Below are 15,756 nucleotides of genomic sequence, written 5' to 3'. Positions count from 1 at the left end.
ATTCATCAACCATTTTTTGGGAATAATCGGTAAGAATTATCGGCTGATCTTTAAAAGATTTTGCACAAGCTTGGCCAATGCCGCCTGCACCTCCTGTAATAACTATCATTTTTTTTGAGCATCCATTTTCAAAAATTGTTAAAAAATTAATACTAATTAGTGTTATCGTGAGATTGGAGTATCAATCTATATAAACGCCGGTGAAAAAACATGTTTCTAACCAGCGTCTGTTGTAAAGTGCAATAAGACTTAGTAGCGTGTTACCGCACCAAAACCATTGAATTTATCTGCTCGTTTTGGAAGTAACAAATGTCAATTTCAAAATTCATATTCAATGCGATCATTTCGTTAAAAATATACCGCTTCAAATACTGCCAAAGGCGCTCTTCGTCCAACGTTTAAAGATAATATGTCGCCATTGATGTTATAATTGTCAGCCAATTCAAAAACCTTTAAAAATTCAGATTCGTTGACATCGACATCTGGGCACATCATCAGCGTGGTTGCCATTTTACTAAACCGGATTCTATTACCATCTTCTAAAGTATATTCTCCTAAGATGGTATTGCAACCGGCAAATCCTGTAACTCTATTATCTTGTGATTTTAAGGTGAAAAAAATTTCGCGTTCTTGGTTATCAGACATTTTAACGTCTTTACCTTCTAAAGTTTTCAACTTCCAATACTTTTCTACAATTGGTGCATTGGCATCCTTTTTAAATTGTGCCAATGGTGCCATTTTTGCTTTATTAAGCGACAATATGCCGTTAACAATCGTGAAATTATCTGCAGTTTCAAAAACTTTTAATATTTGGGCTTCATTAATATCTGAATCAGGACAAGCCATTCGTGTCATTCCCAATTGTGAGAATGAAATACGATTGCCTTCTTCTATCTTATAGGTTCCCATAAACGTATTACAGCCCGAGTAGCCATTCACACGGTTATCTTCTGAATTCAATGTAAAATGAATATCGCGACCATTACTTTCTGGATTTGCAATGTCCTGACCTTCCAGAGTGCTGATAACCCATTTAGTGTTTTCAAGAGATGTTGCTTCAGAAGGTTTTGAAGATACTGAACTCGCTTTTTTACTGGTATTACAGCTTATTATTGTCATAGCTATAAGGGCAAGTGTTGTAGTTTTAAGTGTCATTTGTTTTGTTTTTAAGTTACGGTTAATTTAAGTCCAAACAGAATAAAATAATTCTAATATTCAAATTTGGTTTATTATAGGATCTTGGTATTAGTATTATTTTAGATTTACTTTCAAGAACTGATTGAGAACATTGCGGTGTCATCCAACAACCATGGCTTTATTTTATTCAACCAATAATTAATAATTATTCACGATTAAAATGTATATAAAGATATCATTAGTCAAATTTAATATTAGTTCGCAACTAAACGAACTAACAGGTAATAAACTATTGTTAATATTATTTTTATCCTCTTAGAACGGATTAGAATCTTAGGTTTTAAACTTTACTAGCGTCACGTTCATTAATCTTCTTAATCGTAATCGCTACCAATTCCTGCATATTTCTCAAATAATTTTTGGTAATATCTCCTACAGATTCTTCATTCAAAAATTTCTCTGGATAATGCACCTTGTTATAGTCTGTGATCTTTTCGACCAACTTAATTTCGTTCTCCAAGGATTCGAACTGCGCCTCTAAAGCAGATAACTGAAAATATTTAGCAATCCTAAAGTAGCGCTTTCTATCGCCCGATTTCGTGTAGTAATCAATAAGTTTTAATTGCGTGAGCACATTTAAATTTACGGAGGTAGAACTTTTACTCGAACCTATAATTTCTCGTATTTCTTCAAAGGTCAACCCTTCATAAGAAGATACAGTCAACAAGGCATATATGCGTGCTGCTAAAGGTGCAAGGCGCAATATTGGTTCTAATCGGAGGCCAATTTCCTCAATCAGTTTTTGTTTTTCTATTGAAATGGACATGTCTCGCTTTTTAACAAATATACACCTAGTTCATAACTACACGAACCAAGTTGTTGTAAAGTTTTGTTATAAACTTAAGAAGGAATAATGGCAAAACAGTTAAAACATTGGCACATAGCCTTCCAGTTGATATATCGGAATGGCGGTTAGGGCTGAAAGGATCAATTTGAAATAAGGATTTAAATCGTGATCGAAATCTATGTTGTGTTTTGTCAATGATTTTGTCCTGTGGGCTATTAATATAATGGACAATTTTTCCCTAGCCATCAAAAATAGGCGTTTCACCGTTTTGAGCGCTCATGTCGTTCTTATAGCTTCCTTCTTTTTATATGGTTTTCTTCTTAAACATAAGATGTACTATTAAAATCGCAATGGACAAAGCACCTCCTAAATAACTCACGCCAATCCATCCATAATCTTGCCAAGCGATGGCACCTAAAGTGGTCCCCAAAGCACCACCAATAAAAAAACCTACCATATATATCGTATTGACACGGTTACGCGCTTCTGGATTCTTTGAGAAAATAATATTTTGATTGGTAATATGCAAGGCTTGTAACCCTAAATCAATAAGAACAACACCCAAAATCAATCCGAAAATGGAATGCGCCGACATCGAAAAAATGAACCATGAAACGACCAATAAAATTGCAGAATAAAGAATGAGCTTATTTTTACTGACCTTATCGTTCAGTTTACCAACGACCGTTGCACCAAGCGCTCCCACGATTCCAAAAACCCCAAAGGCTCCAGAAATAGTGCTTCCGTAGCCAAATGAATCTTCCATAAGAAATACCAACGTCGTCCAAAACGCGCTCAAGCCCGCAAAACCCAGTGCGCCTCGTAAAGCCGCCAATCGTAATGAGGGCTCTGTTTTAAAATAATGCCAAAGGGAGGCCATTAACTTGCCATAGGTACCTTGATAGTCAGGATTTAATTTAGGCAGTTTCCATTTTAAAATAACAAATAATACCACCATTAACACGGTTGCCGCATAATACATGACACGCCAACCAAAGACCTCCCCTATATATCCACTGATGATGCGACTGCCCAGAATACCAATTAATAAACCACTCATCACAATACCAATAGCACGGCCTCTACCCTTTTCGTCAGTGAGTTGCGCTGCCATGGGAACAAACAATTGCGGAATTGCAGACGTAAATCCAATGAAAAAACTACTGATAATCAGCGAAAATAAGGATTGAGAAATCGCTGCGGCGATCAACGCCACAATCATGACGATAAAATCGAAAATAAGTATTTTATGATTGGAAAGCTTGTCGCCCAATGGATTTATAAATAACAAACCAAATGCATATCCCAATTGTGTTGACAAGGCAACATTACTCACGGAGGCTTCGGTGACCCCAAAAGTATCTGCGATAAGATTTAAAAGTGGTTGGTTGTAATAGAGATTAGCTACAATAAGTCCTGCAGAAATACTCATGAGATACAGGACCGAATTTGAAAGTTTTGGTGTCATTAAACTATTTTTCTAGAATTTTTAGGGCGTTATTTTTATAATCCAATCCAGGTTTTCAAACTAAATTTGAATTTAGGCCATTTGCGAAAGCGAATTGCGAAAAACGATTGTGATTATCTTTGCAAAGATAAATGTCACAAGCGAGAAAAATATCGACTGAGGCCAAAGTTTATTAAAGTAATATGATTTAATTCTCATTTAGAGATTGACCTTGGCCATAATGACAATGCTTTTCTTTTCACAACGCGTTTTATTTCCGTTATGCTCTGGTCTTTCCTTGTTTCAAAAACACTTTTTATCAATTTTAGCCTTCCGTAAACCGCAATCACTTCGTCAGAAAAACCGTTGTATTTTGGTTAGGCGATCCCAAATAATCTTTGCCATACTTTTCAATACATGAAATAGCAACACCTACCCTTCTTAAACCCTTATTAATCCAAGCTTTATTAACTTTATAATAGGCTCGGTAATTTACTTTTCCTCAATTCCAAAGTTATCCTTAAAGTGTAAAGTGGTGGCAACCTCTTTATTTCAATGTCGGTAGGGCGCTTTTGCATCGCTATACCGGCAATCTTGGTCATCAAACCTGTGAGCAAAACGCGAATAAAAAGCGGAATTACCGCATAATTCTGAAAGAAATTGCCTTTTATCATTATTGTAATACAAATCGACTTTTATTAAAAATTCTATAATATTCCCTTTAAAAATCAATTATTTACTAATAAATTTCACCTAAAAACAACAAATTGATCATTACTTTTCAAGGACATATTTTGTTGATTAAAATAAATAATACTCGAATTACTTTAAACTATTTCGTTTTAGTATGCAATCCAATTATGGAATAGTATATTTGCATTTCAAATTAATAAAAATATGAAAGTACGCGAAAAATTTATTTTAATTTCGGTTATCTTAGTGGTGGCCATTGTTGGAATTTCTTTTGTTTGGAGCCCTGTTTTATGGCTTTTCCTCATCGTTTTACCTCTAATAATGTTGGGCGTTTTCGACATCTTTCAAACGAAACATACCATCCGAAGAAACTATCCTTTAGTAGGACGTTTCAGATATATCCTAGAATCCATCCGTCCAGAAATCATGCAATATTTTGTCGAGACTGACACGGAAGGAAGACCATTAAATCGTATCCTCAGATCCTTAATTTATCGAAGAGCAAAAGGCGAAACTGACACAGAGCCTTTTGGAACACAAATGGACCTTTATCATACTGGTTATGAATGGCTGGAGCATTCGATGTATGCAAAAACCAATCCTAAGGAAATCGGGGAATTTCCAAGACTTCTAATCGGAGGTAAGGAGTGCAAACAACCGTACTCATCAAGCTTATTGAATATTTCGGCTATGAGTTTTGGATCGCTGAGTAAAAATGCTGTTTTGGCAATGAACAAAGGCGCCAAGATGGGGAATTTTGCACACAATACCGGTGAAGGTGGAATTAGTGATTATCACTTGGAACATGGAGGTGATCTTATTTGGCAAATTGGTACAGGATATTTTGGATGTCGCAATGATGATGGCACCTTTAACGACGTTACGTTTAGAGAAAATGCCACTCGTCCGCAAGTGAAGATGATCGAGATTAAATTATCGCAAGGTGCAAAACCTGGTCATGGAGGTATATTACCAGCAGCTAAGAATACGCCAGAAATTGCAAGAATAAGACACGTACAACCTGGTATTGCTGTTCATTCGCCACCATCTCATAATGCGTTTGCGGACCCTATCGAATTTATGCATTTCATTAAACGACTTAGAGATCTGTCTGACGGAAAACCAATTGGATTCAAATTGTGCTTAGGAAGAAAACAAGAGTTCATGGATTTTTGCGAGGCGATGGTTTACACAGGAATCAGACCAGACTTTATTACCGTGGATGGTGGTGAAGGTGGTACAGGAGCTTCTCCGGTAGAATTTTCAAACTCTATGGGAATGCCACTTCGTGAAGGTTTGATTTTTGTTCATGACACCTTGGTTGGTTTTAATTTAAGAGAAGATATTAAAATTATTGTAGCTGGTAAAATCATTACTGGATTCCATATGGCCAGAGCGATCGCTTTTGGTGCTGATGGTTGCAACAGTGCACGTGCTATGATGTTAGCAGTAGGCTGTATCCAAGCTTTACAATGTAACTTGAACACCTGCCCTACTGGCGTGGCCACACAAAATGCCTCATTAGTAAAAGGATTGGTAGTTGAAGACAAAGCTCCTAGAGCAAAAAGATACCACGAAGCAACCATTCACAGCTTTTTAGAGCTTGTTGCTGCAGCGGGCTTAAATGACCCAAGTGAACTAACACGTGGACATATTAGCAAAAGAATGGGACTGACGGATGTAAAAACCTTTGACGAAATTTATCCAGCTATAGAGCCAGGTTCTTTATTGGACATCAACACCATTCCTGAAAGTTATAAGAAATTCTTCCAATTGACACGAATCATGAAGTAATCTCTTATTTAATAGAAGACAAAAAAGCTTATTGAATCAATTTCAATAAGCTTTTTTTTTGGCATCAAAACACCATAAAAATGATGCTTTTTAAATCATCAATTATCGGAAAAAAGGGCTCCTGTAGAATCGCTTTTTATATTTTTTAAGATCTATGATTGATAGTTATCAAAACATATAGCAGCCTAAGAAATTCGAAAACCTTGAATATATGAGTTCCAATAGCAACCTTTAATCTCGTCGCATCTTCCCAGTGATTTCATCAATTTTAATAATGAAAATCATAGGGATGTTCTCGTTGATCGCTTTACTGGAGAATTCACTGATAAAACTCAATTCTTTCAATTCTTTTCTCGCAATCAATTCTTTAATGCCTAAAGAAAAACTATGTAGATAAGCTTTAGCTTCACTGCCAAAGAGTTGCTCAAATTTACCATGAGCCATCACGGACTTCCATCGCGTAAGACCATCGACATCTACGACACTAAGTGCTACTTGATTGTTTTTGCGCATCGCATTCATTTTATGACCTTCGGCAGAATAACAAATGATCAACTTTCTTTCGGGATCATAAAAATACGTGATAGGAACCACAAATGGTTTATTTTGGTAGATATAGGACAAATGCCCCAAATAGTCGTTTTCCAGGACAGACAAGCTATCTTTCTCTTCTAAATTGATATACATGATTGTATTTATTTTAATGTCTAATATACTATTTTATGCCTTTTACAGATATGACATTGGTCAGTTTATTCATTTTTAAGGACTTAAGCAGACCTACATCACAATGGAAACCCCAAAACAGATGTAATCCTCTTGTTAAGAAAGCTTTCTGAAGGCCACCAGACTGTTGCCAAAATCACGTTCAACGCTTAAAAAGCGACAGGATTAAAACTCCTTTTAATGAGGGAATGTCCCGCCCATCATTCGTATTTTAGGACAAATTGTTTGCGTTGTTATAGCAATACCACTCTAACTCAAAAAAAATGGTTTTAAACAAAAAAGTTCCCAAACAATCTGCTTGGGAACTTTTTTATAAATCAATCTGGGATCTTACCAGCTATCAATTTCGTTTTTTAAATCTTCTTTAGATTTGCCATAGCGCTCTTGCACTTTTCCAGCTAACTTATCAAAGTTACCTTCGGCTTCTGTGTATTCATCATTAGTGATTTTTCCGTATTTCTTTTTAAATTCACCTTTGATTTGTTTCCATTTACCTGCAAATTGATCTGAATTCATAATGTTTATTTTTTAAATTAATATTATTTCTATTTGTAAAATTATGGACACAACTCATTAACGGCTAACCCATTTACCGAAAAACTTGATGCAAAAGCGGTTTTAGGCTTTATTTAACGACCTTTAACAATGCTATAACATAGATAGGAAAAACTAAAACCTGAGGACTTATTTCGGTGTTATTAATCTTAATATAAATATCTTTGCCGCCTGAATTTCAACTATGAAACACCTTTTTCTTATGGTCAGCTTGATGTTTTGTTCGGCACTAGTTGCACAGAACTATATGGGCAAAGAAACAATTACCACTGCCCTAGGCAAAATAGAAAGCCATAAACTTGCCCTATTCCTTAAAAACAACAACGGTCTTACAGGAGGAATTAATGACAACTTTTTATATCTCACGGCAGATGCCAATAAAGTTCCGGTGTATGCAAAGTTTAAAATTCTTGGAGAACTAAAAATTAAATCAGCAACTGGATTAAAAAATTAAACTATGAGAAGCCTTTTTATTGTTCTAGGATTTATTGCTACCGTTTCGGCCTTGGTTTTGGCAGTAACACCTTTATCACAAATAGCCTATATACCAGCCATAGCTGCATTAATTTTCGGATTTATAGCGTTTTACATCTCAAAACGAAAGCAATCTCCAAAAAAGACGGTACAATTAATTTTTTTATTGACCTTCATCGCATTGGTGTTAACCACCTATAAGGCCATTTTTATTATTCCCGAAGTTGGAAACCTTGACGAATTGGAATTGAAAGAAGAAACATCAAAAGAAGATTCCAAAGAAACATTGGAAGAATTGGATCTTGATGACCGTGAAATTGACGCTACCCAAACTGATATTTTAGAAACTCATACGCTTCGCAAATTAGAAGTCTTAAAAGATCAGTAGCTTTATAAGTTATCACACTATCAAAAATCTTACAGAAAAAGAGACCCTACCATCTTCCCTTTTTTTATTATATTACTAATTAATCTATTATAAATGAAAGTACTCTTCATTGCTTCTGTTTTAACACTTGTGGGTTCGTGTACCAACATCCGCTACACTCAAAAAATTGAAAACTTAAAAGAAAGTATTGTTTTTGAGGATATTGAAACAATTTCAAAATATAGTAATACGATCACCTCTGAAGAACTGAGCAAACACGTTTATGCTTTGTGCGCGCCCGATTTTGAAGGACGTGAGACCGGCAAGAGAGGTTTTAATAAAGCCTCAAAATTCCTTAAGGATTTTTATGTCAGCAACGACATTCCTTCTCCGTTGGGCGGCGACAACTACTACCAAAATATTCCTAAATTCTATTTTTCAAAAAACAGCCCAGCTTCGCAAAATGTGGTAGCTTATATTGAAGGTTCAACATATCCCGAAGAGGTCGTCATTATCTCCGGACATTTGGATCATTTGGGTATTTCAAATGATGAGACTTACTATGGCGCTGATGATAATGCTTCAGGAACCGCTGCCGTTATGGAAATGGCCAAGGCTTTTTCCTTAGCAAAAAAAGAAGGACATGGCCCAAAACGAAGTATTCTTTTTTTGCATTTGACGGCTGAAGAATCTGGTCTTCTAGGATCCTCTTATTATGTAAAACATCCTATTTATGCTTTAGAGCATACAGTGGTTAATTTGAATATTGACATGATAGGCCGCGTCGATAGAATCTATGAAGAAAAACAGGAAGAAAACTACATTTACATTATTGGAGCGGATAGATTAAGCACTAAACTCCATTATATATCAGAAGTGGCCAATGCCCAATTCACAAATCTGATACTCGATTATAAATACAACGATGATCGCGATAACAACCGTTATTATTACCGCTCGGACCATTATAATTTTGCCCTACAAAACATTCCGGTCATTTTCTATTTTAATGGCGATCATGCAGATTATCATCAGCCGACTGACACCCCTGATAAAATCAATTATCCATTATTGCAAAAGCGAACGCAGCTCATTTTTTCAACAGCCTGGTATATCGCAAATTCTGAAGACCGGCTTGAAGCTGATAAAATGTAAAATCGTAATACCGAGATTGGCCTATTTACAATTCATATCATTAAAAAACTGAGTGTTAAAGTTTGTTAAATGAACTGATGATTAAATCTTAAATCTTGCGTTTTTCGTATTATCGCACTTCACTTATAAATTAACTTATACTTTAATGAAAAAGTCACTTTTTATTGCATGTATTGCGCTGAGTATTTATGGTTGTGGCTCAACACAACAAAAGGTTACACAGACGGAAACAGTAGTTTCAATCGACCCAACGGTATATGGAAACACAATTACTTCCAATGAGTTAAAAGACTTGTTGTACACCTTTGCTTCCGATGAGTTTGAAGGTCGCGATACGGGATCAAAAGGTCAAAAAATGGCTGTCGAATTTTTAAAAGATAAATATATTGCTTTAGGTATTCCTTCGCCAATTTCAGGTGGCAATTACTTTCAAGATGTGCCATTATTAAATCAAAAATCTCCAGAAATCGACCTTACGGTTAACGGTGTGAAATTTGAAAATTACACAGATATGGTATCTTTTGGTGCTGCGTCGTCACAAACGCTTTCTGCTTCAGATATTGTATATGCAGGTTATGGGATTGATTCAGACACCTATTCCAACTATACAGGTTTAGATGTTAAAGGCAAAGTTGTCCTAATCAAATCGGGTGAACCGAAGAGAGCTGATGGCACTTATGTGACTAGTGGAACAAAAGAAGATACCAAATGGTCTGTTGGAAGACAGGCACTTTCTTCAAAAAGAGAGGTCGCTAAAAATAAAGGTGCTAAAGCTCTTTTATATATGGACGAACCCTATTTGAAAATGATGTCAACCTTTATTCAAAATGCGGCTAAATCTGGCGGCAGTGCACGTCTTTCACTGAAGGACAAACAAGAAGATATGGTTCAGATTTTAATCAGTGACAAATTAGGAAAAGCGCTTTTGGCGGATATTGCAACAGACGATACGTCTAAAACTATAGCGACCAACTTAAAAATTAAATTGACGAGCAATTCCGAAGATGTGAATTCTGAAAATGTGGTCGCCTTTATCAAAGGTTCTGAAAAACCAGATGAAATTATAGTTCTTTCTGCGCATTTGGACCACGAAGGCATTAAAGACGGCGAAATTTATAACGGTGCAGACGATGATGGCTCTGGAACTGTGGCCTTATTGGAAATTGCTGAAGCCTTTAAAGCTGCTCAAAATGCAGGTCATGGACCAAAGCGTTCGATCTTGTTCCTACACGTTACAGGAGAGGAAAAAGGTCTATTGGGCTCAAGTTACTATGCAGACGTCGCGCCAATTTTTCCTTTGGAAAACACCGTAGCTAACCTCAACATTGACATGATTGGAAGAGTCGATCCAAAACGTGTTGGCGACCGTAATTATTTGTATTTAATTGGTGCTGACAAGTTGAGTACAGAGCTGCACAACATCTCTGAAGAAGCCAATAAGAAGTATACGAATATAACTTTGGATTATACGTACAATGACGAAAATGATCCGAACCGTTTTTACTACAGATCCGATCATTATAACTTTGCTAAGAACAATGTGCCAGTCATTTTCTATTTTAATGGAACACACGATGATTACCACAGACCTTCCGATACACCAGACAAAATTGAATATGATTTGTTGGAAAACAGAACCAGACTTGTGTTCTATACCGCTTGGGAATTGGCCAATAGAGCGGATCGCATTATAGTTGACCAAGCAACGCAATAAAACCGATCTCATACAGATTAAACACGAAGGGCGAAACTAAATAGTTTCGCCCTTTGTCATTCAATAAACGGGCTTTTTCACAGTGAAAAAATGCAGGAAATTTCATTTCATCTGAATAAATGCCCCTAAGTCGTTCAAATTATGGTGATTGAAAATTAAATTATACATTTAAGTGACCTTGAAAATAATATGTAATGACTTAATCGTAAACTAATCCCCTATTAACATGACAGATATCCTTTATAGTATTGTCCCGAAATTACAGCCATTTGATTATTCACTGCATCATGACAATCAATTTATTAATCAACAATGGGTATTGATCAATGGTATTGATGACGCACAATCCATGTATGTCTTCAAACCAAACAATGAATTGGTCATTTCTGAGAACAATGAAGTAACAACCACACGATGGAGCTTCATAAACTCAAATTTTCTATCGATCATGACTGAAGATGGCATTGTACTCATCAAAGCCTATTATAAGGATAAAGACACGCTTGTGCTCAATCAGAAGGCCTCTGAGGAATATGCCTTTTTCATCAATTCAACTGATTATTCAGAACGTATAAACTCCAAAGAAGACCTCCAAAAGTTTCTTAAAGACAAATATCTTAAAAAGGCTTCACAACTCATTTCTGAACACGAGTTTTACTACATTCAACATTCTAAGGAATACGGTCCCTTCACGATGAAAGAACTTTTCAAGAAAGTGCAGGAGAATACAGTAAATGCCTATTGTATGGTCAGGGATGTCAATGAAGCCGATTATACCAACAAACTTCGCATAAAGGATTTACTTCAAGAAATTTAAACCATAAAAAAAGGTGAGCACATGCTCACCTTTTTCATTTATCATTTTTAAAAACTCCTGTTTTTAGATATGCAAGGCTCTATCATCGGTAGCAGCCAAAGCAGCTTCCTTAAGCGCTTCGGTAAATGTTGGATGGGCATGGGAAATACGAGAGATATCTTCTGCGGATGCTCTAAATTCCATAGCAACAACAGCTTCAGCAATCATATCGGCCGCACGGGCACCAATCATGTGAACGCCAAGGATTTCATCGGTAGTTTTATCCGCAAGGACTTTAACAAAACCATCCAAATCCATACTGGCTCTACTTCGACCTAATGCACGCATCGGGAACTGTCCTGCTTTATAGTCTACTCCTGCTTCTTTTAATTGTTCTTCCGTTTTACCAACCGAAGCAACTTCTGGCCAAGTATAAACCACACCTGGAATCAAATTATAATCGATATGTGGTTTTTGTCCGGCTAAAGTTTCTGCAACAAAAATGCCTTCTTCTTCAGCTTTATGTGCTAGCATAGCACCTTTCACCACATCACCAATAGCATAAATATTTTTTACGTTGGTTTGTAAATGCTCATTCACTTCAATTTGGCCTCTCTCTGTAAGTTTAACACCAGCAGCATCTGCGTTAAGTCCGTCAGTATAAGGACGACGCCCTACGGAGACTAAACAATAGTCGCCTCTAAACTCCACTTCTTCTCCTTTTTTGTCGTCTGCTTTAACGATGACCTCATCGCCGATTCGCTCCACAGATTTCACTTTATGGGATACATTGATGTTGCACTTGGCTTTCTTGAATACCTTGGTCAATTCTCTGGATAATCCAGCATCCATCGTTGGAATAATACGATCCAAGTATTCAATGACTGTGACTTCAGCGCCCAAGCGTCTATAAACTTGACCAAGCTCCAATCCAATAACGCCACCGCCAATAACGATTAAATGCTTAGGAATTTCTTTAAGCTTCAATGCTTCGGTAGAAGTAATGATACGCTCTTTGTCCAACTTAATAAATGGTAGGCTTGATGGTTTGCTTCCCGTAGCAATGATGGTATATTTTGCTTCAATCTCTTCTGTTTTTTCGCCTTCAATGATGATATGAGTGGCGTCCTTAAAAGATCCTAAGCCTTGATAAACATCAATCTTATTTTTCTTCATTAAGAAATCAATGCCACCTGTTGTTTGATCCACAACCGCATCTTTACGAGCGATCATCTGTTTCAGATTCACTTTAATATCTCCAGGAATGTCGATACCATGTTCTTCAAAATGCTTAACCGCATCATCATAGTGATGTGAAGAATCTAAAAGTGCTTTACTGGGAATACAGCCAACGTTGAGGCAGGTACCACCAAGAGTGGTATATTTTTCAATAATTGCAGTTTTCATGCCTAATTGTGCACAACGGATTGCCGCTACATAACCTCCAGGTCCAGAGCCAATAATGGCTACATCATATGAATTCATAAAATTGTTTTTTGATGTTTGTTAAAATTGAGTACAAAAATACGATTTTGATTGACCTTTTACGAATAACCTTCTACCATTTTTAGAAAGTTTAAAAGAGAAAACTGGCCCTTTTATCTCAATCTGGAAACCCGAGCATACCCCCCATTCCTACAGTAAAAAGCCAACATCCGTAAATAGCATGTTCAATAGACACCAGAAGTGTCGATTTGGTTTTATCATAAGTCAAGGCAAAAAGAATTCCGCCCAAAAAAGTCATCAACAGCACCAAAGGATTGCGATAAAAAATATGTCCCAAAGAAAAGACAATAGCATTTAAAAATACAAAAAGCGATTTGCTCTTAAAAAGAGGGCGATAGCGTTGAAAGTATAAGGTACGATAAATCAGTTCTTGAGGATAAACCGAAAACATGGCATAGGCAAACAAAACAATAACCCAAAGCTTCGGTTTTTGATAGAGTACATGAAAGAGATCAGATTTAGCAGTCACCAACATATAGGTGATCGTCAAAAAACCAATAATCAGCAATTTAACAAACACATTTCTCCAAAAAGTTCGCCATTTCAAATTTGAGGCCACTCTGAATTTATTTCCTTCAACGTTAAATAAAAGGTAAATGACATATGCAAAACCAGAAACAGCTAGAAAAGCTTTGATCTTAAACGGATAGTCTAGTGCAAAACTCACTGGTAAGATTATAAAAATCAAGTAAAACTCAGTGAGTTTGTAGGTCGCTGACTGCATTCGTTTATATGTTAATGGCAGTCGTATGTTTTACTTCATTGATGACAAACATGCTATGCGTACTGCCAATATGGTTAATAGTTGATAATTTGTTGATCATAAATTCCCTAAACTCCTCCATATCCGAAACAATAACCTTGAGGAGATAATCATAATCCCCACTAATATGATGACATTCCATCACTTCTGCAAGATTCGCGACCTCTTTTTCAAACTTAATTATATATTCCTGGGTGTGTTGCACCAGTTTGATATGACAAAAAGCTAAAAAACTTTTATCGGCCTTTTCCTTATGGAGCAAGGCCACATATTTGGAGATGATCCCTTCCTTTTCCAACTTTCGGATGCGCTCATATACTGCGGTTACGGAAAGATTGAGCTGATTGGAAAGCTCTTTATTGGTTTGCTTACTGTTAGCTTGAAGAAGTTTAAGTAATTTTCTATCAATAGCATCTAAAGTCATAAATGAAAAATTTTCGGTTGAAACAAAATAAACATAACAAATGACGTGCAAAAATCTAATTTAATCTATTTTACTAGATTTATACACTGATTTCTTACACATGTATTGATAAATAATCTTTATTGTGAGATATTTGAATTATAATAATCTTTAATACCTAACAAATGGCATTTAAACCAGCAAACAATATACAAGATTTACAGTACTTTGGAGAATTTGGAGGAGTTAATCCTTCTATTTCTGATTCTTCTACTTACACCTTCCTTTCGGCAAAAACAATGTTCGATACTTTTGAAGGCAATGCAGACGGTTGTTATTTATATTCGCGTCACTCCACACCTTCCAATCTTTATTTAGGCCAAGCTTTAGCGGCCATGGAAGGCACTGAAACCGCGAGTGTTACAGCTTCAGGAATGGGTGCAATTACTCCAGTTCTAATGCAACTTTGTGGCGCAGGAGATCATATTGTCTCCAGCCGAACAATTTATGGGGGGACTTATGCTTTTCTCAAAAACTTTACGCCACGTTTTAATATGGCCACCACATTTGTTGACATCACAAAATTAGATGTGGTCGAAGCAGCCATTACCCCAAATACAAAAGTTATTTACTGTGAATCGGTAAGCAATCCATTATTGGAAGTGGCAGATATTGCTGGCTTAGCAAAACTGGCGAAAAAGCACAATTTAAAACTTGTGGTGGACAATACCTTTTCGCCTTTATCCATTTCAGCGGCACAATTGGGAGCTGATGTTGTGATTCATAGTTTAACTAAATTCATCAATGGCTCAAGTGACACCGTTGGCGGTGTGATTTGTGGCACCCAAAAATTCATTGACGATTTAAGAAACGTCAACGACGGCGCCTGCATGTTATTAGGATCAACCATGGATAGTTTAAGGGCCGCTTCAATTTTGAAAAACTTGCGCACCTTACACATCAGAATGCAACAACACAGCCTTAACGGTTTATACCTAGCGGAAAGATTTGAAAAAGATGGTCTTAAAACCGTATATCCTGGGTTAGCATCACATCCTTCACACGACTTGTTCAAATCCATGATGAACGAGAAATACGGATTTGGAGGCATGTTAACTGTTGATGTGGGCTCTTTAGACAAAGCGAACGCCTTAATGGAGTTGATGCAAAAACGAAACCTGGGATATCTTGCAGTAAGTCTTGGCTTTTACAAAACTCTATTCTCTGCTCCGGGAAGCTCAACTTCCTCTGAGATCCCAGCGGAAGAGCAAAAAGAAATGGGCTTGAGTGATGGCTTAATTCGTTTTTCTATTGGCCTGGATGCTGATATTGAAAGAACTTATCATATGATGAAGGACTGCATGAAGGAACTGGAGATT

At 36.5% G+C, this 15,756-nt stretch carries 15 protein-coding genes; 7 read left to right on the top strand and 8 right to left on the bottom strand.

Translation table 11 applies throughout. From position 1 onward, the window contains the following. Positions 1–348: 348 nt before the first annotated feature. From ABIQ28_RS07815 to ABIQ28_RS07805, 3 genes are all read right to left on the bottom strand, one after another. Positions 349–1,155 carry an META domain-containing protein gene (locus tag ABIQ28_RS07815; RefSeq protein WP_348036329.1) on the bottom strand — a complete coding sequence of 269 codons (807 nt, stop codon included), beginning with the start codon at positions 1,153–1,155 and terminating at the stop codon, positions 349–351. Between the two features lie 322 nt (positions 1,156–1,477). Then, positions 1,478–1,963, bottom strand: coding sequence for a MarR family transcriptional regulator (locus ABIQ28_RS07810; protein WP_348036328.1), 486 nt, complete (start codon positions 1,961–1,963; stop codon positions 1,478–1,480). A 325-nt stretch (positions 1,964–2,288) separates the two neighbouring features. Further along, positions 2,289–3,452, bottom strand: coding sequence for an MFS transporter (locus tag ABIQ28_RS07805; protein ID WP_348036327.1), 1,164 nt, complete (start codon positions 3,450–3,452; stop codon positions 2,289–2,291). Positions 3,453–4,328: 876 nt separating this feature from the next. Between ABIQ28_RS07805 and ABIQ28_RS07800 the strand changes: the two genes are divergently transcribed. Then, positions 4,329–5,918, top strand: a complete 1,590-nt coding sequence (locus ABIQ28_RS07800; RefSeq protein ID WP_348036326.1) for an FMN-binding glutamate synthase family protein — start codon at positions 4,329–4,331, stop codon at positions 5,916–5,918. Between the two features lie 231 nt (positions 5,919–6,149). Here ABIQ28_RS07800 and ABIQ28_RS07795 read toward each other — a convergent pair whose 3' ends face one another. Together ABIQ28_RS07795 and ABIQ28_RS07790 are read right to left on the bottom strand one after the other, a co-directional pair. Next, positions 6,150–6,605 (bottom strand): pyridoxamine 5'-phosphate oxidase family protein, encoded by a 456-nt coding sequence (locus ABIQ28_RS07795; protein WP_348036325.1) that lies wholly within the window; start codon positions 6,603–6,605, stop codon positions 6,150–6,152. 369 nt (positions 6,606–6,974) lie between these two features. Next, positions 6,975–7,160, bottom strand: coding sequence for a CsbD family protein (locus tag ABIQ28_RS07790; RefSeq protein ID WP_348036324.1), 186 nt, complete (start codon positions 7,158–7,160; stop codon positions 6,975–6,977). Positions 7,161–7,383: 223 nt separating this feature from the next. Between ABIQ28_RS07790 and ABIQ28_RS07785 the strand changes: the two genes are divergently transcribed. From ABIQ28_RS07785 to ABIQ28_RS07765, 5 genes are all read left to right on the top strand, one after another. Then, a complete protein-coding gene (locus tag ABIQ28_RS07785) occupies positions 7,384–7,653 on the top strand; it encodes a DUF3108 domain-containing protein (RefSeq protein WP_348036323.1) in 270 nt (89 codons plus the stop codon). Positions 7,654–7,656: 3 nt separating this feature from the next. Continuing rightward, complete coding sequence (locus ABIQ28_RS07780) at positions 7,657–8,061, top strand: FUSC family protein (protein WP_348036322.1); 405 nt, start codon at positions 7,657–7,659, stop codon at positions 8,059–8,061. Positions 8,062–8,154: 93 nt separating this feature from the next. Next, a complete protein-coding gene (locus tag ABIQ28_RS07775) occupies positions 8,155–9,195 on the top strand; it encodes a M28 family metallopeptidase (protein WP_348036321.1) in 1,041 nt (346 codons plus the stop codon). Between the two features lie 145 nt (positions 9,196–9,340). Further along, positions 9,341–10,909, top strand: a complete 1,569-nt coding sequence (locus tag ABIQ28_RS07770; protein ID WP_348036320.1) for a M28 family metallopeptidase — start codon at positions 9,341–9,343, stop codon at positions 10,907–10,909. A gap of 226 nt (positions 10,910–11,135) precedes the next feature. Continuing rightward, on the top strand, positions 11,136–11,726 hold the full coding sequence (locus ABIQ28_RS07765) for a hypothetical protein (RefSeq protein WP_348036319.1): 591 nt from the start codon (positions 11,136–11,138) through the stop codon (positions 11,724–11,726). A 63-nt stretch (positions 11,727–11,789) separates the two neighbouring features. On the opposite strand, the gene lpdA is transcribed toward ABIQ28_RS07765, so the two are convergent. The 3 genes from lpdA to ABIQ28_RS07750 all read right to left on the bottom strand — a co-directional run bounded on the left by lpdA (position 11,790) and on the right by ABIQ28_RS07750 (position 14,398). Further along, the gene (gene lpdA, locus ABIQ28_RS07760) at positions 11,790–13,190 is read right to left on the bottom strand and encodes a dihydrolipoyl dehydrogenase (protein ID WP_348036318.1); all 1,401 of its coding nucleotides are present in this window, start codon (positions 13,188–13,190) and stop codon (positions 11,790–11,792) included. Between the two features lie 118 nt (positions 13,191–13,308). Next, positions 13,309–13,935, bottom strand: a complete 627-nt coding sequence (locus ABIQ28_RS07755) for a CPBP family intramembrane glutamic endopeptidase (RefSeq protein ID WP_348036317.1) — start codon at positions 13,933–13,935, stop codon at positions 13,309–13,311. A 4-nt stretch (positions 13,936–13,939) separates the two neighbouring features. Then, positions 13,940–14,398 (bottom strand): Lrp/AsnC family transcriptional regulator, encoded by a 459-nt coding sequence (locus ABIQ28_RS07750; RefSeq protein WP_348036316.1) that lies wholly within the window; start codon positions 14,396–14,398, stop codon positions 13,940–13,942. 164 nt (positions 14,399–14,562) lie between these two features. Between ABIQ28_RS07750 and ABIQ28_RS07745 the strand changes: the two genes are divergently transcribed. Continuing rightward, positions 14,563–15,756: aminotransferase class I/II-fold pyridoxal phosphate-dependent enzyme (locus tag ABIQ28_RS07745; protein WP_348036315.1), on the top strand; the 1,194-nt coding region annotated here is incomplete at its 3' end.

The sequence above is a fragment of the Gelidibacter sp. genome, from assembly GCF_039916245.1.
In the GTDB taxonomy this organism is placed as follows: Bacteria; Bacteroidota; Bacteroidia; order Flavobacteriales; family Flavobacteriaceae; genus Gelidibacter.
The sequence above is the reverse complement of the archived record's forward strand: the minus strand, read 5'-3'. Positions and strand labels throughout refer to the sequence as shown.